At 69.8% G+C, this 26,989-nt stretch carries 26 protein-coding genes; 13 read left to right on the plus strand and 13 right to left on the minus strand.

Annotation, left to right across the window (positions count from 1 at the left end; all coding sequences use genetic code 11):
* Nucleotides 1-42: 42 nt before the first annotated feature.
* From TNCT6_RS17020 to TNCT6_RS17045, 6 genes are all read right to left on the minus strand, one after another.
* On the minus strand, nt 43-1,254 hold the full coding sequence (locus TNCT6_RS17020) for an amidohydrolase family protein (RefSeq protein WP_141360171.1): 1,212 nt from the start codon (nt 1,252-1,254) through the stop codon (nt 43-45).
* Between the two features lie 65 nt (nt 1,255-1,319).
* Nucleotides 1,320-2,321: an ABC transporter ATP-binding protein gene (locus TNCT6_RS17025; protein WP_141360172.1), complete on the minus strand. Its 1,002-nt coding sequence runs from the start codon at nt 2,319-2,321 to the stop codon at nt 1,320-1,322.
* Nucleotides 2,318-3,331: an ABC transporter ATP-binding protein gene (locus tag TNCT6_RS17030; RefSeq protein ID WP_141360173.1), complete on the minus strand. Its 1,014-nt coding sequence runs from the start codon at nt 3,329-3,331 to the stop codon at nt 2,318-2,320. The genes TNCT6_RS17025 and TNCT6_RS17030 overlap by 4 nt, the downstream gene beginning before the upstream one ends.
* Nucleotides 3,331-4,332 carry an ABC transporter permease gene (locus TNCT6_RS17035; RefSeq protein WP_141360174.1) on the minus strand — a complete coding sequence of 334 codons (1,002 nt, stop codon included), beginning with the start codon at nt 4,330-4,332 and terminating at the stop codon, nt 3,331-3,333. The genes TNCT6_RS17030 and TNCT6_RS17035 overlap by 1 nt, the downstream gene beginning before the upstream one ends.
* Nucleotides 4,333-4,390: 58 nt before the next feature.
* Nucleotides 4,391-6,109 (minus strand): ABC transporter substrate-binding protein, encoded by a 1,719-nt coding sequence (locus TNCT6_RS17040; protein ID WP_141360175.1) that lies wholly within the window; start codon nt 6,107-6,109, stop codon nt 4,391-4,393.
* A gap of 64 nt (nt 6,110-6,173) precedes the next feature.
* A complete protein-coding gene (locus TNCT6_RS17045) occupies nt 6,174-7,163 on the minus strand; it encodes an ABC transporter permease (RefSeq protein WP_253266133.1) in 990 nt (329 codons plus the stop codon).
* A gap of 355 nt (nt 7,164-7,518) precedes the next feature.
* On the opposite strand from TNCT6_RS17045, the gene TNCT6_RS17050 reads away from it, so the two are divergent.
* The 3 genes from TNCT6_RS17050 (at nt 7,519) to TNCT6_RS17060 (ending at nt 11,099) form a co-directional block, all read left to right on the plus strand.
* On the plus strand, nt 7,519-9,033 hold the full coding sequence (locus TNCT6_RS17050) for a chlorohydrolase family protein (protein ID WP_141360176.1): 1,515 nt from the start codon (nt 7,519-7,521) through the stop codon (nt 9,031-9,033).
* Nucleotides 9,034-9,123: 90 nt separating this feature from the next.
* Nucleotides 9,124-9,906, plus strand: a complete 783-nt coding sequence (locus TNCT6_RS17055; RefSeq protein WP_141360177.1) for a DUF5707 domain-containing protein — start codon at nt 9,124-9,126, stop codon at nt 9,904-9,906.
* A 260-nt stretch (nt 9,907-10,166) separates the two neighbouring features.
* Nucleotides 10,167-11,099: a hypothetical protein gene (locus TNCT6_RS17060; protein ID WP_141360178.1), complete on the plus strand. Its 933-nt coding sequence runs from the start codon at nt 10,167-10,169 to the stop codon at nt 11,097-11,099.
* Nucleotides 11,100-11,124: 25 nt separating this feature from the next.
* On the opposite strand, the gene TNCT6_RS17065 is transcribed toward TNCT6_RS17060, so the two are convergent.
* Complete coding sequence (locus TNCT6_RS17065; protein WP_141360179.1) at nt 11,125-13,521, minus strand: HAD-IC family P-type ATPase; 2,397 nt, start codon at nt 13,519-13,521, stop codon at nt 11,125-11,127.
* A 203-nt stretch (nt 13,522-13,724) separates the two neighbouring features.
* Between TNCT6_RS17065 and TNCT6_RS17070 the strand changes: the two genes are divergently transcribed.
* The 4 genes from TNCT6_RS17070 (at nt 13,725) to TNCT6_RS17085 (ending at nt 16,489) form a co-directional block, all read left to right on the plus strand.
* Nucleotides 13,725-13,940, plus strand: coding sequence for a hypothetical protein (locus TNCT6_RS17070; protein WP_141360180.1), 216 nt, complete (start codon nt 13,725-13,727; stop codon nt 13,938-13,940).
* A 47-nt stretch (nt 13,941-13,987) separates the two neighbouring features.
* A complete protein-coding gene (locus TNCT6_RS17075) occupies nt 13,988-14,728 on the plus strand; it encodes an IclR family transcriptional regulator (protein WP_301184425.1) in 741 nt (246 codons plus the stop codon).
* Between the two features lie 163 nt (nt 14,729-14,891).
* Nucleotides 14,892-15,542 (plus strand): bifunctional 4-hydroxy-2-oxoglutarate aldolase/2-dehydro-3-deoxy-phosphogluconate aldolase, encoded by a 651-nt coding sequence (locus TNCT6_RS17080; protein WP_172632929.1) that lies wholly within the window; start codon nt 14,892-14,894, stop codon nt 15,540-15,542.
* A 5-nt stretch (nt 15,543-15,547) separates the two neighbouring features.
* Nucleotides 15,548-16,489, plus strand: a complete 942-nt coding sequence (locus TNCT6_RS17085) for a sugar kinase (RefSeq protein ID WP_141366522.1) — start codon at nt 15,548-15,550, stop codon at nt 16,487-16,489.
* Between the two features lie 88 nt (nt 16,490-16,577).
* On the opposite strand, the gene TNCT6_RS17090 is transcribed toward TNCT6_RS17085, so the two are convergent.
* Nucleotides 16,578-16,862 (minus strand): DUF2530 domain-containing protein, encoded by a 285-nt coding sequence (locus TNCT6_RS17090; RefSeq protein WP_141360183.1) that lies wholly within the window; start codon nt 16,860-16,862, stop codon nt 16,578-16,580.
* A gap of 249 nt (nt 16,863-17,111) precedes the next feature.
* On the opposite strand from TNCT6_RS17090, the gene TNCT6_RS17095 reads away from it, so the two are divergent.
* Nucleotides 17,112-18,563, plus strand: a complete 1,452-nt coding sequence (locus tag TNCT6_RS17095) for an NCS2 family permease (protein ID WP_141360184.1) — start codon at nt 17,112-17,114, stop codon at nt 18,561-18,563.
* Nucleotides 18,564-18,585: 22 nt separating this feature from the next.
* Here TNCT6_RS17095 and TNCT6_RS17100 read toward each other — a convergent pair whose 3' ends face one another.
* The gene (locus TNCT6_RS17100) at nt 18,586-18,768 is read right to left on the minus strand and encodes a ribbon-helix-helix protein, CopG family (protein ID WP_141360185.1); all 183 of its coding nucleotides are present in this window, start codon (nt 18,766-18,768) and stop codon (nt 18,586-18,588) included.
* A 153-nt stretch (nt 18,769-18,921) separates the two neighbouring features.
* Here TNCT6_RS17100 and TNCT6_RS17105 point away from each other — a divergent pair, with 153 nt between their 5' ends.
* Nucleotides 18,922-19,359 (plus strand): MarR family winged helix-turn-helix transcriptional regulator, encoded by a 438-nt coding sequence (locus tag TNCT6_RS17105; protein WP_100568981.1) that lies wholly within the window; start codon nt 18,922-18,924, stop codon nt 19,357-19,359.
* 49 nt (nt 19,360-19,408) lie between these two features.
* Nucleotides 19,409-20,770: an MFS transporter gene (locus TNCT6_RS17110; protein WP_141360186.1), complete on the plus strand. Its 1,362-nt coding sequence runs from the start codon at nt 19,409-19,411 to the stop codon at nt 20,768-20,770.
* A gap of 30 nt (nt 20,771-20,800) precedes the next feature.
* Here the strand turns inward: TNCT6_RS17110 and TNCT6_RS17115 are convergent, their stop codons facing one another.
* The gene (locus TNCT6_RS17115) at nt 20,801-21,388 is read right to left on the minus strand and encodes a Uma2 family endonuclease (RefSeq protein ID WP_172632930.1); all 588 of its coding nucleotides are present in this window, start codon (nt 21,386-21,388) and stop codon (nt 20,801-20,803) included.
* Nucleotides 21,389-21,492: 104 nt separating this feature from the next.
* On the opposite strand from TNCT6_RS17115, the gene thpR reads away from it, so the two are divergent.
* Nucleotides 21,493-22,065 (plus strand): RNA 2',3'-cyclic phosphodiesterase, encoded by a 573-nt coding sequence (gene thpR / locus TNCT6_RS17120; RefSeq protein ID WP_141360187.1) that lies wholly within the window; start codon nt 21,493-21,495, stop codon nt 22,063-22,065.
* A gap of 154 nt (nt 22,066-22,219) precedes the next feature.
* Here the strand turns inward: thpR and TNCT6_RS17125 are convergent, their stop codons facing one another.
* From TNCT6_RS17125 to TNCT6_RS17130, 3 genes are all read right to left on the minus strand, one after another.
* On the minus strand, nt 22,220-23,215 hold the full coding sequence (locus tag TNCT6_RS17125; RefSeq protein WP_141360188.1) for an aldo/keto reductase: 996 nt from the start codon (nt 23,213-23,215) through the stop codon (nt 22,220-22,222).
* A gap of 70 nt (nt 23,216-23,285) precedes the next feature.
* Nucleotides 23,286-23,423, minus strand: coding sequence for a hypothetical protein (locus TNCT6_RS39905; RefSeq protein WP_172632931.1), 138 nt, complete (start codon nt 23,421-23,423; stop codon nt 23,286-23,288).
* Nucleotides 23,424-23,490: 67 nt separating this feature from the next.
* Nucleotides 23,491-24,165, minus strand: a complete 675-nt coding sequence (locus TNCT6_RS17130; protein WP_141360189.1) for a GDSL-type esterase/lipase family protein — start codon at nt 24,163-24,165, stop codon at nt 23,491-23,493.
* Nucleotides 24,166-24,253: 88 nt separating this feature from the next.
* On the opposite strand from TNCT6_RS17130, the gene TNCT6_RS17135 reads away from it, so the two are divergent.
* Both TNCT6_RS17135 and TNCT6_RS17140 read left to right on the plus strand, forming a co-directional pair.
* Nucleotides 24,254-25,234, plus strand: coding sequence for a WD40 repeat domain-containing protein (locus TNCT6_RS17135; RefSeq protein ID WP_141360190.1), 981 nt, complete (start codon nt 24,254-24,256; stop codon nt 25,232-25,234).
* Nucleotides 25,235-25,331: 97 nt separating this feature from the next.
* Entirely contained in the window at nt 25,332-26,870 is a 1,539-nt protein-coding gene (locus TNCT6_RS17140) for a cellulase family glycosylhydrolase (protein WP_141360191.1), read from the plus strand.
* Nucleotides 26,871-26,989 lie beyond the last annotated feature (119 nt).

Raw genomic sequence — 26,989 nt, forward strand, 5'->3', positions numbered from 1 at the left:
CCTGAGAGGTGCCCACCTCTCAGGGCGATGACGTGCGCGGGCTCAGTGGCGTACGAGGGCCAACTGGTCGGCGACGACGGCGCCGTCGTGCAGGACGGTGCGGTCGGTGCCGCGGTCCATCACCGCGCTGGCCGGCGTCTCGCCGTCGACCAGCAGCAGATCGGCACGGTCGCCGACGGCCAGACCGGGCCGGTCGGCGACCCCGGCCGGCCGGGCGACGTCGTGGCTCATGATCGAGGCGCCGCCGACGGTCGCGACCGCCAGGGACATCTCGATCAGCTCGTCACGGCGGAAGTTGTTGGTGAAGGCCAGCTGCCAGGTGCGGTCGAGCATGTCGCAGTTGCCGTAGGGGCTCCAGTAGTCGCGCTGCCCGTCCTCGCCCAGGCCCACCCGGACGCCCGCCTCGGTCAGCGCCACCAGCGACAGCTGCCCGCGGTCGGGCGGCGCCACGGTGGCCATCGCGACGTCCAGCTCGGCGAAGTCGTCGATGATGCGGCGGCTCACCGATTCGGAGATCGAACCCAGCTCGTAGGCGTGGGACATCGTGACCTTGCCCTGCATGCCCAGCGCCCGGGTGCGCTCGAGCACCAGATCGGTGGAGAACACCGCGAGATGACCCGGCTCGTGCAGATGGATGTCCACCTCGACCTGGTACTTCTCGGCCAGCCCGAACACGACGTCCAGGTGCCCCTTGGGATCCCGGTCGAGGGAACAGGGATCGATGCCGCCGATCACCTCGGCGCCCGACTTCAGTGAGGCCTCCAGGTAGTCGACGGTGCCCTTCTCGCGGAGGATGCCCGCCTGCGGGAACGTCATGATCTGGACGTCGGCCTGCCCGGCGAACCTCTCCTTGGCGGCCGCGACGGCATCGAACTTCTCCAGCTTGCAGTCCACGTCCACCTGGGCGTACGACCGCACCCGGGTGGTTCCGCGGGCGATCATCCGCTCCAGCGTGCCGGCCACCCGCTCCTCGAGGGGAACCTCCGCGGTGCGCCAGTTCTGCCGGTCGTTGAGCATCATCGTCCAGACTCCCGGGCCGCCGGTGTGCGGCCGGAACGGCAGGCCGATCCGGGTGGAGTCCAGGTGCACGTGCACGTCGCTGAACGACGGCAGCACCAGCCGGCCGCGGCCCTCCACCACCTCACCGGCCGGCCGCGCGGCCGGGTCGTGCGGGCGGATCGCCGCGATGCGATCGCCGGACAGTTCGACGTCGCTGCGCTCGCCACCCCACGGGCGGACGTCACGGATCAACACGGTTGTCACCTCTCTGTTGCGCGGTTCTGCCGCGCGGTACGGCGGTTCACAGGACGCGGCCCGGCTCACCCGGCCGTCGTGGCCAGGGCCTCGGCGGCGAGGTCGGTGTGATGGCAGGCGATGTCGCCGCTCGGCACGCTGCCGGCGCACAGCTCCCGGCGCTGCGGGTCCAGCCGCGGATGCACCGGACACCGGGACTGGAAGGCGCAGCCGCGCGGCGGGTCGGCCGGGCTGGGCAGGTCGCCGGACAGCCGGATCCGCCCGCTGCGGTCGGCCGCCGGGTCGGGTTGCGGGACGGCGGACAGCAGCGCCCGGGTGTAGGGGTGCCGCGGAGCGCCGAACACCTCTTCGGTGTCGCCCTGTTCCATGATCCGGCCCAGGTACATGACCGCGATGCGGTCGGCGAAGTGCTTGACCACGGACAGGTCGTGGGCGATGAAGAGATACGCCACCCCGGTGTCCCGCTGGATGTCCTCCAGCAGATTGATCACCTGGGCCTGCACCGAGACGTCCAGCGCGGACACCGGTTCGTCGCAGATGATCAGCTGCGGGTCCAGGGCGAGTGCGCGGGCGATGCCCACGCGCTGCTTCTGGCCGCCGGAGAACTCGTGCGGGAAGCGGTTGTAGTGGTCGGGCCGCAGCCCCACCCGGTCCATGAGGTCCCGCACCTTGGCCTTGACGCCGCCGGGCGGCGTGATCCGCTGGGCCAGCAGCGGTGCGGCGATCGCACTGCCCACGGACTGGCGCGGGTTGAGCGAGGACGACGGGTTCTGGAACACCATCTGCACCCGGCGCCGGTACTCCTGGAGGTCCGACCGGCGCAGTTCGGAGATCTCCCGGCCGTCGAGCCTGATGCTCCCGGACGAGGGCTCGAGGAGTCGCATGAGCAGTCGGCCGGTGGTCGACTTGCCGCAACCGGACTCTCCCACCAGCCCCAGGGTCTGCCCGGCCTCGACCGAGAAACCGACCCCGTCGACGGCTTTGATCACACCGCCGGCGGACCGGAAGGCGCCGGAGCGGATCGGGAAGTGTTTGGTGAGGTCGGTGACCTCCAGCAGCGGCGTCATCGGACCACCTCTCCGGCCGGTTCCAGGGTCTGAAGATGGCACCGCGACGGGTGCCCGACGGGGCCGGTCAGCGTCGGCCTGCGGGTGCCGCAGGCACCGTCGGGCACCAGGTGCGTCTTCGGGCAGCGGTCCGCGAACAGGCAGCCGTCGGGCAGGGCCAGCAGCGACGGCGGGAAGCCCGGGATCGGGCTGAGCCGCTCGGACCTCCCCGCCAGCGACGGCATCGAGGCGAGCAGCCCCTGGGTGTAGGGGTGCCGCGGGTCGCTGAACAGGTCGGCGACGGTCGCCTGCTCCACGCACACCCCGCCGTACATCACCACGACCTGATGGCAGACCTCGGCGACCACGCCGAGGTCGTGGGTCACCAGGATCACCGAGGACCCGGTCTCGGCCTGGAGCTCATTGAGCAGATCGAGGATCTGGGCCTGCACGGTGACGTCGAGCGCGGTGGTGGGCTCGTCGGCGATCAGCAGCTCGGGTTCGCAGACCAGCGCCATGGCGATCATGGCGCGCTGCCGCATACCGCCGGAGAACTCGTGCGGGTACGCCGAGTAACGGCGCCTGGGGTCGGGAATCCCGACCCGGCCGAGCATGTCGACGGCGACCGCCGCCGCGGCCTTCTTGGACACGGTGTTGTGCACCCGGTAGGCCTCGGCGATCTGCGCCCCGACGGGATAGAACGGGTGCATCGCCGACAGCGGGTCCTGGAAGATCATCGCGATCTTCTTGCCGCGGTGGGCGCGCATCTGCGCCTCGGTCAGCGGGTTGAGGTCCTTGCCGTCCAGGAGGATCTGCCCGGTGACGGTGGCGGAGGTGTCCTTGAGCAGTCCCATCAGGGCCTGGCTCGTGACGGTCTTGCCGGAGCCGGACTCGCCGACGATGCCGACGGTTTCCCCGCGCGCCAGGGTCAGATCCATCCCGTTGACCGCGTGCACCACGCCGTCGTCGGTCGGAAAGCTCACCCGCAGATCGCGGATGTCCAGCATGGGCGCGGCTTTGGGCGTGGTCATCAGGCAACCCTCACTCGCGGGTCGATCACGGCGTAGGTGGCGTCGACCACGACGTTGGCGACGATGATGAAGAACGCGGCCATCATGGTGATGGCCATGGTGACCGGAAGGTCGCCGGCCTGGGCGGCGTGCACCGCGGTGAATCCGACGCCCGGCACCGAGAAGATCTGCTCGGTGAGGACGGCGCCGCCCAGCAGGGTGCCGATGTCAAGACCGAGCATGGTGACCACCGGAGTGATGCCGGCCCGCGCACCGTGCTTGAACACGATGATCCGCCGGGACAGGCCCTTCGAGCGCGCGGTGCGCATGAAATCCTCGCCGAAGGTCTCCAGCATGTTGCCGCGGGTGACCCTGATGTACTGCGCGCTGAACAGCACCGCCAGCGCCACCCAGGGCAGCAGGTAGTTCAGGAACCAGCCGCCCGGACCCGCGGCGCCGAACGGTGAGGTGATCGCGTTGGTGGTGAACGGCAGCAGGTGCACCGTGCTGACGAAGAACAACAGCAGCAGCAGGCCGGTCACCGGAATGGGCAGGGACACCCCGACCGAGGCGGCGCCGACGACGAGCTTGTCGGTGAACCGGCCCTTGCGCAGCGCCGCCAGCAGGCCGAGACCGACGCCGACGACGCTCCACAGCACGATCGCGCCGCTGGCCACCGACAGGGTGTAGGGCAGGGCCCGCCCGATGATCGCGGTGACGTCCTCGTTGGTCTGGAACGACTTGCCCAGACACGGCCAGGAGCACAGCGTCTCGCTGCCCGGCGCGCCGACCGTGCGGCTGCCGACCAGACCCGACATGTAGTCGAAGTACTGGGTGAGGAAGGGCTTGTCCATCCCGAGCGCGACCCGGGCCTCGGCGATGCGCTGCGGGGTGCACTCCTGACCGCAGGCCGCCGCGGCCGGGTCCGCCGGGCCCAGTTGGAACAGGCTGAACGTCACGAAGCTGATGACGAACAACAGCAGGATCATCGCGACGAATCGCCGCGTCAGAAATCTGGTCATGGGCGCGACCCGTCGGCTCGGGATGGACTCACCGTTCTACCTCTTTTGTGACGGAGTCTCAGTGCTGGACGCCGATGATGGACAGGTCGATGCCGCCGAAGAAGTAACCCACCTGCGCGTTGCGGACCTTGGAGCCGACCACGCTGCTGGTGTAGCTGCGCACCAGCGGAACCAGGGGGTAGCTCTGCATGGCCTGGTCGAACAGGGTCGCCCACTTCCTGCCGAGTTCCTCGCTGGACCCGTTGGTGCCGCGCAGCTCGTACATCGCGCGGGAGATCTTCGGGTCGTAGTAGCGCGGGATGTTGGAGAAGCCGAAGGTCTCGCCGTCCACGCTCGGGCCCAGGTTCGGGTCGACGGTGGTGCGCACCGAACCGCTGTCCGCGCCACCGCACCAGCCGCTGCGGGCGATGTCCGGCATCTGGTCACCGGCCAGCACGGTGTAGTAGTTGGCGGTCGGGATCGGGCGCAGTTGCAGGTCTATGCCGAGCTGCTTGAAGTTCTGCTGCAGCACGGTGCCGACGTTCTTGTACCGGGGGTTGGCGTCGGCGTAGCCGTACACCAGCTTCTTGGGGTACGTCTTGCCCGCCAGGAGCTTCTTGGCCTCGTCCAGCTTGGGCTTGCCCGTCGGGTCGAGGTCGGTGTGCTGCTCGACGTAGCCCCGCTGGGCCGAGTTGATGTACGACTGGGTCAGTTTGCCGAACCGCTCGCCGCCGTACTGCACCTGGACGGCGCTCCGGTCGATGGACAGCGCGAGTGCCTTGCGGACGTCGGGGTCCTTGATCGTCTCGGTGTTGAAGTCCAGCACGTCCGTGCAGCCCAGCAGGCCGCCCGCGGTGCGCTTCTCGACGTCGGGCTTGTTGAGCTCGGCGGCGTCGGAGGCCTGGAGGCCGCCGTTGCTGTCCAAGGTGACGGCCGTCGGGTCCGAGTCGGCGAGCAGCTGCTGGCTGATGGTCGCCTGGGCGGTGGACAGGGTGAAGGTGAACGTGTCCGGCAGGGCGGTCCGGTTCGGGTCGGTGGCCGGGTTCCACTGGTCGTTGCGGACGAGCTTCATCGAACGGCCGCGGTCGTACGACTGGATCTTGTATGGGCCCGACGAGACGGGGTGGTTGGTGTAGTCGAGCTTGGTGTCCTCGGCCTTCGGCACCGGCGCCGTGTTCGACCGGGAGACCAGGGCGGGGAACTCGGCGAACGGCTGCTTGAGGTGGAAGACGACGGTGCGGTCGTCCGGGGTGTCGATCGCCTTGAAGTCGCCCCCGGAGTATGGGCCCTTGTAACTGTCGTCGGCCAGGGCGGCGTTCAGTTCCTGCGGTGCCTGGGTGTAGACGTCGCGGGCGTAGGTGCGCTCGACTCCGTACTTGATGTCCTTGCTGGTGATCGGCGTGCCGTCCTCGAACTTCAGCCCCTTCTTCAGGGTGTAGGTCCAGGTGAGGCCGTCGGCGGAGGGCTTGCCCAGGTCGGTGGCGAGATCCGGCACGATGGTCGGCGGCTTGCCGGCGGTCTCCTTGGCCATGGTCAGGGTGCGGTAGTACAGCTGCCCCACGTTGGCGGTCTGCACGTAGTTGCTGTTGCCGGGGTCCAGCGTCTGGAAGTCCGAGGACATCAGGACGTTGATGTTCCCGCCCTTGGTGGTGTAGCCCTTCCCGATCTCGACCGGAGCGTAGGCGTCGGCTCTGGGACCGGAGCCGGAACCGGGGGCGGGCTTGGATCCGCCGCAGGCGGTCAGGGTCAGCCCTGCACTCACCGTCAGGGCGATCGCCGCCATGGTGCTTCGTTTCACTGCGTCTCCTTGAGGGTAAGGAAGGGGTGGCGCACGTCGGGGGAGGACGGCGCGTCGGGGGAGATCAGCTTCGGGAGGACTTGGGGTCCAGCGCGTCCCGGACCGCGTCGCCGAGCAGGTTGAACGCGAGCACGGTGATCACCAGTGCTCCCGCCGGGACGGCGAGGAACCACGGGTCGGACAGGTACCAGTTGCCTGCCTGGGCCGCGTTGAGCATCTGGCCCCAGGAGGGGGTCGGGTCCTTGACCCCGACCCCGAGGAAGGACAGGGCCGCCTCTGCGGTGATGTTGGTGGGGATCATCATGGTCGCGTAGACCAGCACGACGCCCATGACGTTCGGGATGATCTGCCGCAGGATGATGCTCCGGTGCGAGGCCCCGTAGGCCTGTGCGGCCTCGACGAACTCCTGCTCCCTGATCGAGAGCACCTGGCCGCGCACGACTCGGGCCAGGTAGGCCCAGCCGAAGAAGCCGAGGATGATCACCAGTGAGGCGATCGGTACCAGGCTTCCCGAGTCGAGGGCGGTGCCACGCAGCCGGGACTGCATGATCGGGGTCAGCGACAGCACCAGCAGCAGGTGGGGGAAGGCCAGGAACAGGTCCATCACCCGGCTGATCACCATGTCGATCTTGCCGCCGAAGTATCCGGCGGCGGCGCCGAGCACGGTGCCCAGGACCACCGACACCACCGTGGACAGCAGCGCGATGGTCAGGGAGATCCTCGCGCCGTAGGCCATCCGGGCGAAGATGTCGCGCCCGAGCCCCGGTTCGAGGCCGAGCCAGTGCTCGCTGGAGGGGAAGCGGTAGTACGGCAGCGGCAGGCCCGGCGCGTAGAAGGAGTCCAGGAAGTCCGGCCCCGTCCGGGAGGTGAACGGGTCCGATCCTTCGATGGCGACCAACACCGGGGCCAGGATCGCGAACAGCACCATGAGGGCCACCACGATCAGGGCGGCGATGGCGATCCGGCTGCGCCGTATCCGAAGCCACGCCGTGCCCAGCAGCGACCGCGCGGTGGCGATCTCCGCGGCGGGCCCGCGCTCGGCGGTCGTGGTCACGGATTGTGGGGGAGGAAGAGTGGCCACCTGCCCATCAGTGGGCTTCGGCGCGTCGGCGTGGCGCGGCGGGCTCGGCGGCTCATGCGGATCCGGCACGTCCGATCCTTTGGTGCTCAGGGGGCGGGGAGGTGGCCGAAACGGTATACCAAGAATCGCGATTTCTACTAGGGTTCGACGGCAACCCGGCGCATCGTCATTGCTGGGACATCAGCCCTTGTAGGACGCAGTTTCCGGCTTGTGTAAAAGTTTGCGCGAGCCTTATCCGGTCGTTACTGGACCCAGGGAAGCATGGACCGTTCCCGGATCAGGGTGACCGTTTCAGTCAGTTGGTGTACCAAATCTGGAAGGCGCGTCGATGAAGACCCTGGTCACTGCTTCCTGGGTGATCGCCCACGACGGACGCTCGCACGTGGAGGTGCCGGACGGCGCCGTGCTGATCGACGGCGACACCATCGTCGATGTGGGTGATCGCGCCGAACTCGACCGGCGGCAGGCCGACGTGCGTATCGACCTCGGTGACGCGGTGGTCACCCCCGGTCTGATCGACCTGGACGCCCTCACCGACATCGACCATCTGATCCTGGACTCCTGGGCGTCCCCGGATCTGGCGTCCGGCTTCACCTGGTCGGCCGAGTACTTCGCCGCGCCCCGGGCGGTGTTCGACGCCGCGCAACGCCGCGCGGTACGCGAGTACGCGCTGGTCCAGCTCGCCCTGCACGGCATCACCAGTTACATGCCGATCGCCTCGGAGGTGCACAGCGACTGGGCGGAGACCTGTGAGGACTTCGTGGCGATGGCCGAGGTGTCGTCGCGGCTGGGTCTGCGGGGCTTCCTCGGACCGTCGTTCCGGTCCGGGGTGAACGTGATCGGCGCCGACGGCAAGCGGACCGTGATGTTCGACGAGGAGGCCGGCCGGCGTGGTCTGGCCGAGGCGCTGCGTTTCCTGGACCACACGGCCCGGCTCGCCGATCCCCTCGTGACCGGGGTGCTGCTGCCCTGCCGGATCGAGACCCTGCTCCCCGAGCTGCTCGGCGACGTCGCCCGGGCCGCGCGCGAGCGCGGCGCGCTGGTGCGCCTGCACGCTCTGCAGGGCATGTCGGAGCGTGACTGCATCCAGCGCGCCTACGGCCGTACCCCGCTGCAACTGATCGCCGACTCCGGGCTGTTGTCCGACCGGCTGATCGTTCCTCATGGGGTCGTGCTGGACGTGCACCCCGAGGTGCTCGGCAGGGACACCGGAGATGTCGCGGTGCTGGCCGACGCGGGCGTCTCGATCGTGCACTGCCCGCTGACGAACGCCCGTTATGCCCACAACCTCCACACGTTCGCCGGCTACCGGGCGCGGGGGGTGAACCTCTGCCTGGGCACCGACTCCTTCCCGCCGGACCTGATCCGGGGAATCGACGTGGGCGCCCAGGTGGCCAAGCTCCAGGCCGGAGACCTGGGCCAGGGGCACCTCACCGGCTACTTCGACGCGCTGTGGACCGGTGGGGCGACCGCGCTGCACCGACCGGATCTCGGCCGGCTGGCCGCGGGGGCCACGGCCGACCTGTCGGCGTTCGCCCTGGACGACTTCCGTATGGGCGTCACCGAGGATCCGCTGCGCACCCTGGTGCTCAACGGCACCGCCCGCGACGCGGTCCTGACGATGGTCGCGGGCAGGGTGGTCATGCGCGACGGCTCGATCCCCGGCGTCGATCTCACCGAACTGAGGCGATCCGGAAGGCAGTTGTTCGACATGATGCGCGCGGCCTACCCGGAGCGCGACCATCGCCGGCGCACCGTGGAGGAACTCTTTCCGCCGGTATTCCCGCAAAAAATCCAAGCTTCCGTGCAACCATCCCCGGCGGTCACGGATCTGATCACGTGAGTCAGACAGACTCCACAATCATTGGGCCCGGCGCCGAGGACGAACCGTGAGGAACGACCGGCGCGGCCCCTTTCTCCACCTGGGGAACGCATGCGCATACGAGCCACTGTGGCCGTCGCGGCCGGCGCACTCGCCCTGACCGCCCTCGCCGTCCCGGCCGCCCAGGCCGACGACGTGTCCGGAGACACCAAGATCTCCAACGTCGTGGTGAACGGCGGCAAGCCGGTCGTGGTCGGTGCTACGGCCGCCAAGAACGTCACCGTCACGTTCACCGCCACGGACGACTCCGGCATCGACTGGGCACAGGTGATCCTGTTCCACGGCCCGAACGTCGACAAGGCCGACAGCGGGGCGGTGGCCAACAGCAAGGACGGCACCGCCAAGTGCACCAAGGTGGACGCGACGACGTCGAAGTGCACCTCCACGTTCACCCTCGAGCCGCGGTACAACCTCATCAACAAGGTCGCCGGCACCTGGAAGGTGTGGGCCGTGGCCGCCGCCAAGGACGGCGACTACCTCCAGAAGGACAACGTCAAGAGCTTCAGCGTCCAGCGTCTGTCCAAGCTGACCACCAGCGCCAAGCCCAAGCCGGTGAAGAAGGGCAAGACCGTCACCGTCAGCGGGAAGCTCTCGCGGGCCAACTGGGAGAGCGGCAAGTACTCGGGCTACAGCGGTCAGGCGGTGAAGCTGCAGTTCCGTAAGAAGGGCACCACCACCTACAAGACGCTGAAGACCGTCAAGACGAACTCCACGGGCGCCCTCAAGACCACCGTGAAGTCCACCGCCGACGGCTACTACCGCTTCAGCTTCGCGGGCACCTCCAACACCCCGGCGGTCAACGCCCCGGGCGACCTGGTCCGCGTGACGAAGTAACCCGGACCTGGTCCGCGTGACGAAGTGACCCGCTCGCCGGGTAGCCGGCCCGGACTCTCCCGGGCCGGCTTCGTGGACCGGGCGCCCGTCGGGCACATACAGGCCACTCACAGGAAATCCAGATTTCCGCGCAACCTTCTTCACGGATCAGGGATCTCATCATGTGAGTCAGACAGACTCCACGATCATTGGGCCCGGCGCCGAGGACGAACCGCGAGGAACGGCCGGCGCCGGCCCCCTTTCTCCACCTGGGGAAACGCATGCGTATACGAGCCACCGTGGCTGCCGTGTCCGGCGCCCTGGCCCTCTCCGCCCTCGCCGTGCCCGCCGCGCACGCCGCCGGTCCCTCCACCTACCGCGCGGACGTCGCGAAGGTCTTCCAGGCCGCCCAATCGCCCTCAGCCGCCAAGACCGGGATCAGCGCCCGCGTCGCCGCCGACGAGGACATGCCGTACGACCTGGACGTCACCTTCTCCAACCTCAAGGTCGCCAAGGCCCTCAAGGTCGGCACCGCCGGCCACGTGTCCACCACGATCACCTACACGATGAAGTTCGGCGCCGACGTGGACGTGCGCGCCAAGGACTTCTTCACCGGCCCGTACCTCTACAAGGGCTCCTTCGACAGGCCGCAGAACGTGCTCTTCGGCGACGACCCGGCCAGCTGCTCCGTCACCTCGCAGACCACGGCCAACTGCAAGGGCAAGATCGACATCTATCCGGCCGATGGGGAACTGCGGAACGCCGAAGCCGGTTCGTGGCGCGCGGGCGCCGTGGCCGTCGCGTACAACGGCCAGGACCTCGAGTCCAACGACATCGATTTCAGCAAGGTCGGTATCGCCGAGAAGGGCGGCCTCGGCACCACGCTGGTGCAGCGCAACTCCAAGCTGACCACCAGCGCCAAGCCCAAGCCGGTGAAGAAGGGCAAGAGCGTCACCGTCAGCGGGAAGCTGTCGCGGGCCAACTGGGAGAGCGGCAAGTACTCGGGTTACAGCGGTCAGGCGGTGAAGCTGCAGTTCCGTAAGAAGGGCACCACCACCTACAAGACGCTGAAGACCGTCAAGACGAACTCCACGGGCGCCCTCAAGACCACCGTGAAGTCCACCGCCGACGGCTACTACCGCTTCAGCTTCGCGGGCACCTCCAACACCCCGGCGGTCAACGCCCCGGGCGACCTGGTCCGCGTGAAGAAGTAAGCCACTCGGCCTCCCGGTCACAGCACTAGACGGGAAAGCGGCGGCCGGTCCATTTCCACAGGAACTCCAGGACGGCCGCCGCCACCACCGCGATGCCCACCGCGAGCCACGGCATGGCCGTGCCCTCCAGCTTCAGGGCGAAGAAGTCCTGGAGCGCGGGCACGGCCAGGACGACGAGGAACGCCGCGCCCATCGAGGCCACCAGCGCGATCCGCCACCAGGTGTAGGGGCGGGCGACGATCGCCAGGACCCACATCGAGACCAGGAACAGCGTCAGCGTGGCCGCGCTGGTCTCCGCGTCCAGGGCGCCCGGCCCCGTGTAGTGGTGGCGGGCGACCAGATACGTCACGAAGGTCGCCACGGCGGCCACCACCCCGCCCGGTACCGCGTAGCGCATGACCCGCCGTACGAAGTGGGGCCGGGCCCGTTCCGTGTTCGGGGCGAGGGCCAGGAAGAAGGCCGGGACGCCGATGGTCAGCGTGGACAGCAGAGTCAGGTGGCGGGGCAGGAACGGATACTCCACCTGCGAGCAGACCACCAGCACCGCCAGCAGCACCGAGTAGACCGTCTTCACCAGGAACAGGGTCGCGACCCGGGTGATGTTGCCGATCACCCGACGCCCCTCGGCGACCACGGACGGCAGGACGGCGAAGCTGTTGTTCAGCAGCACGATCTGCGCGACCGCCCGGGTGGCCTCCGAGCCCGAGCCCATCGCCACGCCGATGTCGGCGTCCTTCAGCGCCAGCACGTCGTTCACGCCGTCGCCGGTCATCGCGACCGTGTGCCCGCGTGACTGGAGCGCGCCCACCATGTCCCGCTTCTGCTGCGGGGTGACCCGCCCGAACACCGTGCCCTCGTCCACGTCCCGGGCCATCTCGTCCCGCTCGGCGGGCAGCCGGCGGGCGTCCACGGCCGTGCCGTCGAGGCCGACCTTCGCGGCGACCGCGCCGACGGACACCGCGTTGTCGCCGGAGATGACCTTGGCGCGGACGTCCTGCTCGGCGAAGTAGCGCAGGGTCTCGGCGGCGTCGGGCCGCAGCCTCTGCTCCAGCACGACGAGCGCGGCGGGCCGGACGGTCCGGGCCACCTCCGGGTCGTCCAGGTCGCGGGCGGCGCGGGCGAGCAGCAGCACGCGCAGGCCCTGCTCGTTCAGCCGCCCGGTCTCGGCCAGGGCGGGGGCCTCGGCGGGCAGCAGCACGTCCGGGGCGCCCAGCAGCCACGTGCTGGAATCGCCGTCGCCCTCGCTGAAGCTGGCGCCGCTGTACTTGCGGGCCGAGGAGAAGGGCAGCGACTCCACGCAGCGCCACTCCTCGCTGTCCGGATAGGCGGAGATGATCGCCTGGAGGGAGGCGTTGGGGCGCGGGTCGGACTCGCCGAGCGCGCCAAGGACCTTGCGCACGTACGACTCGTCGTAGCCGTCCAGCGATCGCAGCTCGGTGACGTCCATGCCGCCCTCGGTGAGGGTGCCGGTCTTGTCCAGGCAGACCGTGTCGACGCGGGCGAGTCCCTCGATGGCGGGCAGTTCCTGCACGAGGCACTGCTTGCGGCCCAGCCGGATCACGCCGATGGCGAAGGCGACGGAGGTGAGCAGGACCAGTCCCTCGGGGACCATGGGGACGATGCCGCCGATGGTGCGGGCGACGGACTCCTTGAGGTCGTTGTTCTTCACCACGAGCTGGCTGATGACCAGGCCGATCGCGGTCGGGACCATCATCCAGGTCACGTACTTGAGGATGGTGGAGATGCCGGTGCGCAGCTCGGAGTGGACGAGCGTGAAGCGGGAGGCCTCTTCGGCGAGCTGGGCGGCGTAGGCGCCGCGGCCGACCCTGGTCGCCTGGAAGGCGCCGCCGCCGGCGACGACGAAGCTGCCGGACATCACACGGTCGCCGGGCCGCTTGACGACGGGGTCGGCCTCGCCGGTGAGCAGGGACTCGTCGATCTCCAGACCGTCGGTCTCGACACAGGTTCCGTCGACGACGACCTTGTCGCCGGGGCCGATCTCGATGAGGTCGCCGAGGACGATCTCGGAGGTGGCGATCTCGACGGCGGTGTCGTCGCGGCGCACCGTGGGGCGGGCCTCGCCTATGACGGCGAGCGAGTCGAGGGTCTTCTTCGCCCGCCACTCCTGGATGATGCCGATACCCGTGTTGGCGATGATCACGAAGCCGAACAGGCTGTCCTGGATCGGGGCGGCGAACAGGGTGATCACCCACAGGACGCCGATGATCGCGTTGAACCGGGTGAAGACGTTGGCGCGGACGATGTCGGGCAGGGAGCGGCTGCTGCGCACCGGCACGTCGTTGATCTCGCCGCGGGCGATGCGCTCCGCGACCTCGGCCGAGGTGAGTCCGTTCGGCCGGACCGCCGGGAGGGGCACAGGGTGCACCGGGTCAAGCTCCGCGCCCGCGTCGATGTGCGTCATGCATTCGACGGTACGTGCGGTTGTGCGGCTTTACTCGTCGAGAGGGCGGAAGATCCGACCTGGGGAGGAGAGGCCTCGTACGGCGGTCGTACGGACGGTGCACGACGGGACGGCCGTCCCAGGGGCGCGGTCCCCGGGGACGGCACCGGACGCGGTCGGGCGGCGCGGCGGTCAACTCGGCCGTGGTGGCGGACTGTTGTGCAATGCAGAATTTCTCCTTGCAATGCACGGCGCATGCTTATGATGCTGCGTGCGATCGGCGCGGGACCCAGCACGTCGATCCGGCAACCTATGACGACTCACGGCAGTTCGCGGACGGTGTGGACCACGTGGTGAACGGCGGCGCGTTCGCACTCCGCGACGGCCACCTGCGCAACGCCACGGCCGGCCGCGCGATTCGACGAGGAGGCTCGTCCTGACCGACCGGCTCGCCCCCACCCCCGGCGCACGCAACAACTCGGCCTCGCTGCGCCGGGCGCTCGGGATCCTCATCAGGCTCGGTGACGACGTCGAGGGCCACGGCTGCACGCTCACCGAGCTGGCCGCACAGCAGGGCCTGAGCAAGTCCACGGTGCTGCGGCTGCTCCAACCGCTCGTCGACGCCCGCTTCGTCCAGGTCCTGCCCAGCGGCGCGTACCGGCTCGGCTGGCGCAACGCCCAGCTCGGCCAGGTGTATCTGGCCGGGAACGACCCGCACCGCGACACCCGCGACGTGCTGAAGGGTCTGTCGGACGCGACGAGCGAGACCGTTCACCTGGTCACGGCGGACTTCCCGCACGTGGTCTACGTCGACAAGGTCGACAGCCCGCTTCCCGTGCGGATGGCCTCGCGGGTCGGCAGCACCCAGTCGGCGTACTGCACCAGCGTCGGCAAGGCCATGCTGGCCCACGCCGATGACGCCGTGGTCGACGCGGTGATCGCGGCGGGCATGGCCCCGCGCACCGGGAACACCATCACCGACGGCGACGCGCTGCGCGCCGAGCTCGCCAGGTCCCGTGCCCGCGGCTGGGCGATCGACGACGTCGAGAACGAGGCGGGGGTGCGCTGCGTCGCCGCCCCGGTCTTCGACGTGACCGGAGCCGCGACCCATGCGATCAGCGTGTCGGCACCCGAGGAACGCATGCCACCGGAGCGGGTCTCGCAGGTGGTGCCCCTGGTGAGAGCGGCGGCCCGCGACATCTCGCAGCGGTGGGGAGGCCGCGGATGACGACGGCCGCCCCGGTGACGGACCCGGCCGGGGCCCGCTCGCGCGGCGCGGCAGAAGCCCGACCGGGTCCCGCTGACCACACCCGACCAACGGCGTGTCCTGCCTCGCCGAAGGCGACCAGGCAGCCCGCCCCCGGCACCCTGTTGTGAGAAGGAGCTGTTCCGTGGCCCAATCGGCGGCCCCCCTGCCCCTGCCTGTGGCCCTGACCGAGACCCGTGTCGTGGCCGTCCTGCGCCCCGCGACGACCGAGCACCTCGCCACCACCGTGGCCGCGCTCATACGCGCCGGAGTGCGAACGATCGAACTGACCGCCACCACCCCGGATTTCCCGGCAGTCCTGGAACGGACCGTCCGGCAGTTCTCGGCCGACGCGGTGATCGGCGCCGGCACCCTCACCGACGAGGCCCTCGTCCGCGCCGCGATCGACGCCGGAGCCGGGTTCGCCGTGTCTCCCGGCCTGGTGGACGAGCTGCCCCGGATCGCGTCCGCACACGGGGTGCCGAGCATCGTCGGCGCCTGGACGCCGTCGGAGGTGATGCGGGCCCGCGCCCTCGGCGCGGACGCCGTGAAGATCTTCCCCGCCGCGACCGGCGGCCCCGGCCACCTGCGCAGCCTGCGCGAACCGTTCCCCGGCATCCCGTTCGTCCCGTCGGGAGGGATCACCGTGGAGACGGCGGGCTCGTATGTGGCCGCCGGGGCGGTCGCGGTCAGCCTGGGCGGCGCGCTCACCGGCAGCGCGCTGCGCGACGGCGACGTATCGGTGCTGGACCGGCGCGCGGCCACCCTGTTCAAGTCCATCGAGGAAGCGGTGTGAGCGCGATGGGTCCCGAAGTCGTCACCCTGGGCGAGTCCCTCGGGCTGCTCACCCAGCCGGCGAACGTGCCGCTGATCCGGCAGCCGACCCTGCGGCTCGGCTTCGGCGGCGCCGAGAGCAATGTGGCCATAGGGCTGGCCCGGCTCGGCCACGCCGCGCACTGGATCGGCCGGCTGGGCACGGACGAGGTCGGCGAGCTCATCGCCCGGGAACTGCGCGCCGAGGCCGTCTCGACCTCGATCGTGCGCGATCCCGCGCCGACCGGCCTGATGCTGAAGACCCGCCAGGCCTCGGGCCGGGTGCAGGTCGGCTACTACCGCACGCACAGCGCCGGTTCCCGTCTCGCGCCCGCCGATCTGGACGAGGCCGTGATCGCCGGCGCGAGGATCCTGCATGTCACCGGCATCACACCGGCCCTGAGCGCGTCCGCGTCCGACGCGGTGCGCAGGGCCGTCACCCTCGCCGAGGAGCACGGCGTCACCGTCTCCTTCGACGTCAACTTCCGCTCCCGGCTGTGGCCGCAGGACCGGGCCCGCCCGGTCCTGGGCCATCTGCTGGGCAAGGCCGAGATCTTCTTCGCGACCACCGAGGAAGCCCTGCTGTTCACCGACGAGAAGGACCCCGAGGGGCAGGCCAGGGCCATCGCCGGACTCGGTCCCGGCCAGGTCGTGATCAAGCTCGGCTCCGCCGGCAGCGTCGCGTGCGTCGACGGGGTCCTCCACCGGCAGCGGCCCCAGCCGGTCGCCGTGGTCGACCCGGTGGGCGCCGGAGACGCGTTCGCCGCCGGCTACCTCAGCGCGGTGCTCGCCGGAGAGGACGCGGCCGAGCGCCTTCGGATCGCCGGTCTGTGCGGAGCCCGTGCCGTCACCGTCGCCGGTGACTGGGAGGGCGCTCCGTTCGCGGCCGAGATCGACGACGCCGCCCACGGCACCGACGTCGTCCGCTGACGCGGTCGGCCCCGGTCCGGGGGCCTTCGGCCGGGGCAGGGCACCCTGCCCCGGTCCGCCCCCGCTCACGTCGGGTGTGCGGGGGCGCCTATTCCGCGGACGTCGGCTGCTGCGGCAGCCCCGTCCGCTCCGCCGCCGCCCGCTTGATGGCGGCGTCCCGCTTGCGGACGTACCAGATGCCGATCAGGCCCAGGCCGCCGCCGGCGAGGCAGGTCCACAGCCACCAGGTGTGGCCGTGGTCGTGGAACCAGCCGTAGAAGGGGAGCTGGACCAGGAAGAGGACGAACCACACGATCGTGCCGCCGGTGATGGTGGCGACCACGGGGCCCTCCAGGGGCTCCGGCGCCTCGTGCTTGGGGGTCCACTTCGCCATGGGGTTCAGCTTACGGGTCCCGGGTGAGAAGCGTCCCGCCCCAGGCAGGGCCGTGGTCTACGCGCGGAGATGGTCTTTTCGGCTTCATATGTTCATACTGAAACAGTTCGAGTCTGGCCACTTCTCTTCGTAGGAATCGACAAACAAGGTCGCGACAGGGACCTGGGGGAACCTGTTGGTCGTCGGTTTGGTTCGGTCCTCGGTCCGGCTCGGAACTCCGTACCCACCCGCACCCTTGAGGTCACCCGCATGTCCACCTCGGCCACCGCCAAGGCTTCCGCCCCCGAGCAGCCGGGATCGCCGCCCCCGTACGGCGCTCTCGACCGCTACTTCAAGATCTCCGAGCGGGGCAGCACCCTGTCCCGGGAGGTCCGCGGCGGTTTCGCCACCTTCTTCGCGATGGCCTACATCATCGTGCTGAACCCGATCATCCTGGGCAGCGCGAAGGACATGTACGGGCACCAGCTCGACAACGGCCAGCTGGTCACCGCCACCGTCGTGACCGCCGCGTTCACCACGCTCCTCATGGGTGTCATCGGCAATGTGCCGATCGCGCTCGCCGCCGGTCTCGGCGTCAACACGGTCGTCGCGCTCCAGCTGGCGCCGCGCATGTCGTGGCCGGACGCCATGGGCATGGTCGTCCTCGCCGGCTTCGTGGTGATGCTGCTGGTGGCCACCGGACTGCGTGAGCGCGTGATGAACGCCGTGCCGCTCGGCCTGCGCAAGGGCATCGCCATCGGTATCGGCCTGTTCATCATGCTGATCGGGCTCGTCGACTCCGGTTTCGTCTCCCGTATCCCGGACGCCGCCCACACCACCGTCCCGCTCCAGCTCGGCGCCGACGGTCACCTCAACGGCTGGCCGGTTCTCGTCTTCATCCTGGGCGCGCTGCTCACGCTGGCGCTGATCCTGCGCAAGGTGCCCGGCGCGATCCTGATCTCGATCATCGCGATGACCGTCCTCGCAGTCGTGATCAACTCCGTCGCCAAGGTGCCGTCCTGGGGTCTGACCACCCCGAAGTGGCCGGGCAGCCCGGTGTCCACCCCCGACTTCGGCCTGCTGGGCAAGGTCAGCCTGTTCGGCGGCTTCGAGAAGGTCGGCGTGCTCACCGGCGTCCTCTTCGTCTTCACCGTGCTGCTGTCGACCTTCTTCGACGCCATGGGCACGATCATGGGCATCAGCGACGAGGCGAAGCTGACCGACGCCCAGGGGCAGATGCCCGGCATCAACAAGGTCCTCTTCGTCGACGGCATCGCGGTCGCCGCCGGTGGCGCCAGCTCCTCCTCCGCCACCACCTGCTTCGTGGAGTCGACGGCGGGCGTCGGCGAGGGCGCCAGGACCGGCGTCGCCAACGTCGTCACCGGTGCCCTGTTCGCCGTGGCGCTGTTCCTGACCCCGATCGCGACCATGGTGCCGTCCCAGGCGGCCACCCCGGCCCTGCTCGCGGTGGGCTTCCTGATCCTGTCCGGTTCGGTCAAGGAGATCGACTGGGCGGACTACACGATCGCCATCCCGGCCTTCGTGACGATGGTGATGATGCCGTTCACCTACTCGATCACCAACGGCATCGGCATGGGCTTCATCACCTTCGTGGTGCTGCGCCTGGCGGCCGGCCGCGGCAAGGACATCCCGGTGGCGATGTACGTGGTGGCGGCGGTCTTCGCCTTCTACTACCTGATGCCGGCCCTCGGCCTGACCTGATCCGAACCGGGTCCGGCGCGGGTCACGTGACCCCGTAGAACCTCTCCGTCTCCTCGACGGCGGCCTGGAACCGCTCGTCGAAGTCATCCCGAATGAGCGTCCGGACGACATAGTCCTGGACGCTCATTCCTCTTTTCGCGGCGTGGCACCTGAGCCGTTCGAGCAGCTCGTGGTCCATGCGCAGGCTGAGCACACTGGTCCCCATGGACACGAGGGTCGCGGGACCCTTCCGTGCGAGGTGTCCTGTTCCGTGCATGGATCACCCGAAAGAGTGATGTGATCTTCAGTGGCGGGAGTCACGGGCGCAGGGCGTGTTCGCGGTGGTATTTAGCGAGAGTAATGAGTTACGCTAAAGAACATGCCGGACCTCACCCATGGCGACGACGCTGCCGCCGTGAACTCCCTGCGCTCCGCCGTGATGCGGTTGTCCCGTCGGCTCAAGCACCAGCGCGTCGACGAGTCGCTGAGCCCCACCGAGATGTCGGTGCTGGGCACCCTGTCCAACTGCGGGAGCGCCACACCGGGCGAACTCGCCCGCAAGGAGCACGTGCAGCCGCCGTCGATGACCCGCATCGTGGCGCTGCTGGAGGCCAAGGGGCTGGTCAGCCTGGAGCCGCACCCCGAGGACCGGCGTCAGAAGGTGGTCACGAGGACCGCCCAGGCCGAAACCATGCTGGAGGAGAGCCGCCGCAAGCGGAACGCCTTCCTGGCCGGTCTGGTCGAGGGTCTGGACGAGGACGAGTGGGCCAAACTGAGCGCCGCCGCCCCCGTACTGGAGAAGCTCGCACACCTGTAAAACACGTACCACTCGGCGAGTGAGCAGCCGGGCAAGGAGGCGAACCCCTTTGAGTACGGGATCCGGAGCAGACTCCGCCCCCGCACCGACCACCCACGATTCCCGAACCGCCCCCGACACCCCCCGCAAGTCCTCGATGTTCAGCTCGCTGAGGGTCAGGAACTACCGCCTTTTCTTCCTCGGCCAGGTCGTCTCCAACACCGGCACCTGGATGCAGCGCATCGCGCAGGACTGGCTGGTCCTGAGCCTCACCGGCTCCTCGGCCGCCGTCGGCATCACCACGGCGCTCCAGTTCCTGCCGATGCTGCTCTTCGGCCTCTACGGCGGCGTCCTCGTCGACCGCCTGCCCAAGCGGCCCACGCTGCTCGTCACCCAGTCGGCCATGGCCGTCACCGGCCTCGCGCTCGCCGTGCTCACCCTCACCGGCCAGGTCCAGGTGTGGCACGTCTACCTCGCCGCGTTCGCGGTGGGCCTCGCCACGGTCGTCGACAACCCGGCCCGCCAGTCCTTCGTCTCGGAGATGGTCGGCCCGAAGCAGCTCCAGAACGCGGTCAGCCTGAACTCCGCGAACTTCCAGTCCGCCCGTCTGATCGGCCCCGCCGTCGCGGGCTTGATGATCACCGGCGTGGGCACCGGCTGGGCGTTCCTCGCCAACGGCCTGTCCTTCGTCGCCCCCATCGTCGGCCTGCTGCTGATGCGCACCCGTGAACTGCACGTCGTCGAGCGCGCGCCGCGCGGCAAGGGCCAGCTCCGCGAGGGCCTGCGCTACGTCGCCGGCCGCCCCGAGCTGATCTGGCCGATCGTCCTGGTCGGCTTCATCGGCACCTTCGGCTTCAACTTCCCGGTGTGGCTGTCGGCCTACGCCGAGCAGGTCTTCCACGCCGGAGCCGGCGCCTACAGTCTCTTCAACACCGTGATGGCGGTCGGCTCCCTGATCGGCGCCCTGCTCGCGGCCCGCCGTGGCACCGCCCGGCTGCGCGTGCTCATCGCGGCCGCCGCGGCCTTCGGCGCGCTGGAGATCGTCGCCGCGCTGGCCCCGTCGTACTGGCTGTTCGCGCTGCTGATGGCGCCCATCGGGATCTTCGGCCTGACGGTCAACGTCACGGCGAACACCGCGGTGCAGATGGGTACCGACCCGGCCATGCGCGGCCGGGTGATGGCCCTGTTCATGATGGTCTTCATGGGCGGTACGCCGCTGGGCGCGCCCCTCGTCGGCTGGATAACCGACGCCTACGGTGCCCGGGTCGGCTTCGCCGTGGGCGGTGTCGTCTCGCTCGCCGCGGCCGCCACCATCGGCCTGGTTCTGGCTCGCGTCGGCGGACTGCGCCTGTCGTTCGGCTGGAACCGCGGACACCCCCGCGTGGACCTGGTCCCCCGTGAGCACCGGAAGGAGCTGGCCGCCGCGGCGTAGGCCGGGTGCGGCCGTTTCGCCGGGCGCGGGTCAGTCGCGGGGGAACTCGTCGGTCTTGAGGACGAGGCCCACCGGAGTGTCGTTCAGGTCGATCTCGTCACCGAAGTCGAGGCTGAGGACACCGCGGTACTCGCCGTCCTTGGGCAGGGTGTGCAGGTGCCATGTGCCGGTGTACGGGTCCACGATCAGGTACACCGGCACTCCGGCGGCCGCGAAGGCGTCCTTCTTCGGGCCGTAGTCGTTCCGGGCCGTGCCCTGGGAGATCACCTCGGCGACCAGCTCGACGTCCCCGGGACGCCAGTGACCCTTCTCGTCCTTCCGGGCACCCTCCGCGAGGGCGACGACGTCGGAGGCGAAGCCGTTGAGGTGTCCGGGGTAGTCGATGCGGACGTCGGACTTCACGCGCTTGCGCGGGTACGTGGAGCGCAACTGCTCGACGATGTCCAGGATGATCTCCCAGTGGGTGTCCCGCTGTGGCGTCACGAAGATGCCCCCCTCGACGATCTCGGTCTTGAAACCTTCGGGGATGTGCATCTGCTCCAGCCACTCGAACATCTCGTCGAGGGTGGGCTCGTCGCTGTGGTCGGCCATCTCGTTCCTGTCTGCCAGAACAGTCACCGTGCCGCTCCTCCCCGCTGCTGCTCGGTCGCATGCAGCCGCGCGGTACAACGATACGCACGGTGACCAGGTCACGTCCGGGAGCGCGGCGGGACACTGGGCCCATGAGACTGTTCGCCGCCGTACTGCCCCCGCGGGACGTGCTCGGCGCGCTCGCGGCCGAGATCGCCGGGTTGCGGAAGCTGCCGGGCGCGGACCGGCTGCGGTGGACGCAGCGGCCCGCCTGGCACTTCACGCTCGCCTTCTACGGCGAGGTCGGCGAGGAGGTCGTACCCGAGCTGTCGGCCCGCCTGGAGAAAGCCGCACACCGGACCGGGGCCTTCCCGCTCGCCCTGCGCGGGGGAGGACAGTTCGGGCGCGGCAAGGCGCTGTGGACGGGGGCGGAGGGCGACCTCGCGACCCTGCGGCTGCTGGCCGACCGCGCGGAGGCGGCGGCGCGGAAGGCGGGTGTGCCGATGAAGGAGCACCGCCCCTACCAGGCCCACCTGACGGTGGCGCGCGGCCGGGACGGCCTGGACGTGCGGCCGTACGTCCAGGCGTTGCGGGACTTCGCGAGCGATGCGTGGACCGTGGAGGAGCTGGTCCTCGTGCGCAGCCTGCTGCCGAGGTCCGGGGTGCTGGGTGAGCGGCCCCGCTACGAGCCGGTCGGCCGCTGGCCACTGCGGGCGGCCGGTTAGTCTCGAGTACGTGGACCCGAAAACCCGGAACCGGATCATGGCCGGTGCGCTTGTGCTGATGCTCGCCGTCGTCGCCCTGGCGTCCGCGCTCGGCAGGTGACGCGGAGCACGGACGCCAGGGGCGGTACGGCCGCTCGGGCGGCGCGGGAGGTGCCTACCAGGCGAAGGCCTCCGGCGACGGACCCGGTCCCGGGAAGATCTCGTCGAGTCCGGCCAGCAGTTCCTCGCTCAGCTCCAGCTCGACCGCCCGCAGCGCCGACGCGAGCTGCTCGGCGGTGCGCGGACCGACGATCGGGCCGGTCACGCCGGGCCGGGTGAGCAGCCAGGCCAGCGCGACCTCGCCGGGCTCCAGACCGTGCTTGTCGAGCAGGTCCTCGTACGCCTGGATCCGGTCGCGCACGGCGGTGTCGGCGAGCGCGTCGGCGGACCGGCCGGAAGCGCGCCGGCCGCCCTCGACCTGCTTCTTGATCACACCGCCCAGCAGCCCGCCGTGCAGCGGCGACCAGGGGATGACCCCGAGGCCGTAGTCCCGCGCGGCCGGGATCACCTCCATCTCGGCGCGCCGCTCGGCGAGGTTGTACAGGCACTGCTCGCTGACGAGCCCGATGGTGCCGGAGCGCCGCGCGGCGATCTCGTTGGCCTGGGCGATCTTGTAGCCGGGGAAGTTGGAGGAACCGACGTAGAGGATCTTGCCCTGCTGGATCAGTACGTCGACGGCCTGCCAGATCTCCTCGAAGGGGGTGTCCCGGTCGATGTGGTGGAACTGGTAGACGTCGATGTGGTCGGTCTGCAGCCGCTTGAGGCTGGCGTCGACGGCCCGCCGGATGTTCAGGGCGGAGAGCTTGTCGTGGTTGGGCCAGACGGTGGAGTTGTCCGGGGACATGTTCCCGTAGGCCTTGGTGGCCAGGACGACCTTGTCGCGCCGGTCCCCGCCCTTGGCGAACCAGTTGCCGATGATCGACTCGGTGCGGCCCTTGTTCTCGCCCCAGCCGTAGACGTTGGCCGTGTCGAAGAAGTTGATCCCCGCGTCCAGCGCCGCGTCCATGATCGTGTGGCTGTCCGCCTCGTCGGTCTGCGGACCGAAGTTCATCGTGCCGAGCACCAGTCGGCTGACCTTGAGTCCTGTGCGTCCGAGCTGTGTGTACCTCATGGTCCACAAGCCAACGTCTTGGAGTGCGCTCGATGCAAGGGGGGTTGTGGACGGGGCGGGACGGCGGTGGTCAGTCGCGGGGGAACTCGTCGGTCCTGAGGACGAGGCCGAGGTGGGTGGTGCTCGTGTCGACGGCGGTTCCGTAGTCGACACGCAGCTCGCAGGTGCAGGAGTCCTCCGCGCTCGCCGGTGTCCCCGTGTACCTCATCGCCGACCCCTACCAGGGCAGGTGCCGCGTCCGGGCCACGGGGCGGCGTGCATATGCCAGTGAGCGCTCACCCTTCGTACTCGCCACCCCACCCCCACCCCTGGTGCAGCGCCCCCGCGAACGCTGCCGCGATCTTGTGCTCGCCGCTCTCGTTCGGGTGGGTGCCGTCGTAGGTGTCCGTGTGGATGTCATACGTCGGCGGCGGGGGCGCCAGGAGCAGCGGGGAGCCGGGTTCGTCCAGACCGGCCACCGCCTCGGCCAGCAGCTCGTTGAAGCGGTCCACCTCCGTGGCGAAGAGCGGGTCGGCCTCGGCGCGGATGTTCGTGATCACCGGGAGCAGGACCGCGCGGATACGCGCGTTGGCGGCCCGCGCCTGTGCCACGAAGGCCTCCACGTGCACCGCCGTCTGCTCGGCGTTCGTGTAGAAGCCCAGGTCGATCAGGCCGAGCGAGACCAGCAGCACATCCGCGCGGCACTCGCGCACCGCGTCGCCGACGAGCGGGACCATGTGCCCCCAGCCCTCGCCCCAGCCGGCCAGATGGGCGCGGGGGAAGTCCGGATCGGCGTAGGCGAGGGAGACCGGCGCGTCCGCCGACGTGTCGTAGAGCGTCTCGCGCGGGCCGACGAGGGTGAAGGGGCCGCCGTACGTCGCGCACAGGTGCCGCCACAGACGGTAACGCCAGGTGTGCTCGCCCGCGCTGCCGATCGTCATGGAGTCGCCGACGGGCATGAACCTGAGCATCCGCTCATCATGGACGACGGGCGTCGGCGGTGCGATGTGAGGCCCGCCACGCAGTGTGAACATCCGTGCGGGATGGCAGGCTTGGGGGATGCGCCGACCGTTCGCCCTGCTCGCCGGGGCCCTTCTCGTGGGTGCGCTCGCCGCGCCCGCCGCCCTTGCCGCCGACGGCGACGACGGGTTCACGATCAAGGACCCGCGGATCAAGGAGTCCAGCGGCCTCGCGGCCTCGCACCTGCATCCGGGCGTCTACTGGACCCACAACGACAGCGGGTACGGCCCGCAGATCTACGCCGTGGACGGCAGGACCGGCGAGACCGTCGCCACCATCACCCTCAGCGGCATCGGCAAACCCCGCGACGCGGAGGCCATCTCCATCGGTCCCGGCAACCAGATCTACCTCGGCGACATCGGGGACAACCTCGACGGCTCCTGGCCGTACGTGTGGATCTACCGGCTGCCCGAGCCGAAGGAGCTGAAGGACCAGACGATCCGGGCCACGCAGTACGTCGTGAAGTACTCGGACGGTCCGCGCAACGCCGAGTCGATGGTCGTGCACCCGAAGACGGGCCGCGTTTACATCATCGACAAGAAGGAGGACGGCGGTCACCTCTACGAGGGCCCGGCCGAACTGTCCCCCTCGGGCACGAACGTCTTCAAGCCGATCGCCCCCGTCGACCTGTGGGCCACCGACGCCGCCCTCTCCCCGGACGGCACGCACCTCGCCGTGCGCGGCTACTTCGGCGGCATCCACTACGACTGGAACGGCGGCAGGATCAAGCGCGTGGGCCAGCTCGACGTGCCGCTCCAGAGGCAGGGGGAGTCCGTCACCTACAGCGTGGACGGCACCAAGCTGCTGTACGGCAGCGAGGGCTCCGACAGCCCGGTGCAGGTGCGCGACGCGCCGGAGGCCGACGGGTCCGCCAAGTCGCCCTCCCCGCAGGGCGGTTCGAACTCAGTCGGGGCCGGTCCGGACGGGGGCGGCCGCTTCGGCGCGGGCACCGTCGCCGTGGTGGCCGGCGTGGTGGCCGCGGTGTGGGGGCTGAGGCGTTTGTTGCGTCGACGCTCTTGACGGGCGGTCGCCGCCTGCCTTCCACTGGGAGGCGCGGGTGTGTGGGAGCGCTCCCACTCGTTCCGGTCCCGCGGCCCCCTCGGGAGGAAGCAGCACCATGTTCCGCACCTTGCGAAGAGCGCTCTGCGCTGCCGCGGCGGCGCTCCTGTTACCGCTGGGCCTGGGACTCGGCCTGCCGGCCACCGCGCACGCGGCCCCCGCCGCGGGCGGCGCCGGCTACTGGCACACCAGCGGACGCCAGATCCTGGACGCGTCCGGACAGTCCGTCCGGATCGCCGGCATCAACTGGTTCGGCTTCGAGACCAGCAACCAGGTCGTCCACGGCCTGTGGTCCCGCGACTACAAGAGCATGATCGACCAGATGAAGTCGCTGGGCTACAACACCATCCGGCTGCCCTACAGCGACGACATCCTCAAGTCCGGCGCGATGCCCTCGAGCATCGACTTCTCCGCCGGCAAGAACGCCGACCTGCAAGGGCTGACCTCCCTCCAGGTCATCGACAAGATCGTCGCGTACGCCGGCCAGGACGGGCTGAAGGTCATCCTCGACCGCCACCGGCCGGACTCGGGCGGCCAGTCGGCCCTCTGGTACACCGCGTCCGTCCCCGAGTCGACGTGGATCGCCAACCTCAAGTCGCTGGCGACCCGTTACAAGGGCAACGCCACGGTCATCGGCATCGACCTGCACAACGAGCCCCACGACCCGGCCTGCTGGGGCTGCGGGGACCAGGCGACCGACTGGCGGCTGGCCGCCGAGCGGGCCGGCAACGCGGTCCTCTCCGTCAACCCCGACCTGCTGATCTTCGTCGAGGGCATCCAGACCTTCAACGGCGTCTCCGGCTGGTGGGGCGGCAACCTGATGGGCGTCGGCCAGTACCCGGTGCGGCTCGACGTGGCCAACCGGGTCGTGTACTCCGCCCACGACTACGCCACCAGCGTCGCCCAGCAGACCTGGTTCAGCGACCCGTCCTTCCCCAGCAACATGCCGGGGATCTGGGACAAGTACTGGGGCTACATCTTCAAGCAGAACATCGCCCCCGTCTGGGTCGGCGAGTTCGGCACCACGCTCCAGTCCACGGTGGACCAGAAGTGGCTGGCGGCGCTGGTGAGTTACCTGCGCCCGACCTCGACGTACGGCGGTGACTCCTTCCACTGGACCTTCTGGTCCTGGAACCCCAACTCCGGTGACACCGGTGGGATCCTGAAGGACGACTGGCAGACCGTGGACACGGTGAAGGACGGATACCTCGCGACCGTCAAGGCGCCGGGCTTCCCGAGCACCGGGGGCGGTGACAACGGCGGTGGCGACAACGGTGGCGGCGACGGCGGCGGCAAGACCGCCTGCCGGGCCACGTACGTCGTCAGCAGCGACTGGGGCAGCGGCTTCAACGCCGATGTCACGGTGACCAACACCGGCTCCACCGCGATCAAGTCCTGGAAGGTGACCTGGACCTGGAGCGGGTCCCAGAAGGTCACCACCATGTGGAACGCGTCGTACACCCAGAGCGGGGCGACCGTGACGGCGGTCAACGCCGCCCACAACGGGGCGATCGCGGCGGGCGGTTCGGCCTCCTTCGGCTTCGGGGGCGCGCCCGGGAGCGGGGGTGCGCCGAGCCTGAGCTGCACGGCGGCGTGACGACGGCGAGGCGCCCGGGCGATCGACGCCGGGCGCCTTGCGGTTGAGGGACGGGCGGCGCCGCTTTTCAGTCCCTGATGGCGGAAACTGTTCCACTCGGCTGATCGTCTTGGTTGGAG

Origin of the sequence: Streptomyces sp. 6-11-2, assembly GCF_006540305.1 — a bacterium.
Classification (GTDB): Bacteria; Actinomycetota; Actinomycetes; order Streptomycetales; family Streptomycetaceae; genus Streptomyces.

Bases quoted from the DNA above. Each gene is read 5' to 3' on its own strand.
- TNCT6_RS17025 (WP_141360172.1), bottom strand. From the start codon at position 2,321: ATGACGCCGCTGCTGGAGGTCACCGACCTCACCAAACACTTCCCGATC.
- TNCT6_RS17030 (WP_141360173.1), bottom strand. From the start codon at position 3,331: ATGACCACGCCCAAAGCCGCGCCCATGCTGGACATCCGCGATCTGCGG.
- TNCT6_RS17035 (WP_141360174.1), bottom strand. From the start codon at position 4,332: ATGACCAGATTTCTGACGCGGCGATTCGTCGCGATGATCCTGCTGTTG.
- TNCT6_RS17050 (WP_141360176.1), top strand. From the start codon at position 7,519: ATGAAGACCCTGGTCACTGCTTCCTGGGTGATCGCCCACGACGGACGC.
- TNCT6_RS17055 (WP_141360177.1), top strand. From the start codon at position 9,124: ATGCGCATACGAGCCACTGTGGCCGTCGCGGCCGGCGCACTCGCCCTG.
- TNCT6_RS17060 (WP_141360178.1), top strand. From the start codon at position 10,167: ATGCGTATACGAGCCACCGTGGCTGCCGTGTCCGGCGCCCTGGCCCTC.
- TNCT6_RS17065 (WP_141360179.1), bottom strand. From the start codon at position 13,521: ATGACGCACATCGACGCGGGCGCGGAGCTTGACCCGGTGCACCCTGTG.
- TNCT6_RS17070 (WP_141360180.1), top strand. From the start codon at position 13,725: ATGCAGAATTTCTCCTTGCAATGCACGGCGCATGCTTATGATGCTGCG.
- TNCT6_RS17085 (WP_141366522.1), top strand. From the start codon at position 15,548: ATGGGTCCCGAAGTCGTCACCCTGGGCGAGTCCCTCGGGCTGCTCACC.
- TNCT6_RS17090 (WP_141360183.1), bottom strand. From the start codon at position 16,862: ATGGCGAAGTGGACCCCCAAGCACGAGGCGCCGGAGCCCCTGGAGGGC.
- TNCT6_RS17095 (WP_141360184.1), top strand. From the start codon at position 17,112: ATGTCCACCTCGGCCACCGCCAAGGCTTCCGCCCCCGAGCAGCCGGGA.
- TNCT6_RS17100 (WP_141360185.1), bottom strand. From the start codon at position 18,768: ATGGGGACCAGTGTGCTCAGCCTGCGCATGGACCACGAGCTGCTCGAA.
- TNCT6_RS17105 (WP_100568981.1), top strand. From the start codon at position 18,922: ATGCCGGACCTCACCCATGGCGACGACGCTGCCGCCGTGAACTCCCTG.
- thpR (WP_141360187.1), top strand. From the start codon at position 21,493: ATGAGACTGTTCGCCGCCGTACTGCCCCCGCGGGACGTGCTCGGCGCG.
- TNCT6_RS17125 (WP_141360188.1), bottom strand. From the start codon at position 23,215: ATGAGGTACACACAGCTCGGACGCACAGGACTCAAGGTCAGCCGACTG.
- TNCT6_RS39905 (WP_172632931.1), bottom strand. From the start codon at position 23,423: ATGAGGTACACGGGGACACCGGCGAGCGCGGAGGACTCCTGCACCTGC.
- TNCT6_RS17130 (WP_141360189.1), bottom strand. From the start codon at position 24,165: ATGCTCAGGTTCATGCCCGTCGGCGACTCCATGACGATCGGCAGCGCG.
- TNCT6_RS17135 (WP_141360190.1), top strand. From the start codon at position 24,254: ATGCGCCGACCGTTCGCCCTGCTCGCCGGGGCCCTTCTCGTGGGTGCG.
- TNCT6_RS17140 (WP_141360191.1), top strand. From the start codon at position 25,332: ATGTTCCGCACCTTGCGAAGAGCGCTCTGCGCTGCCGCGGCGGCGCTC.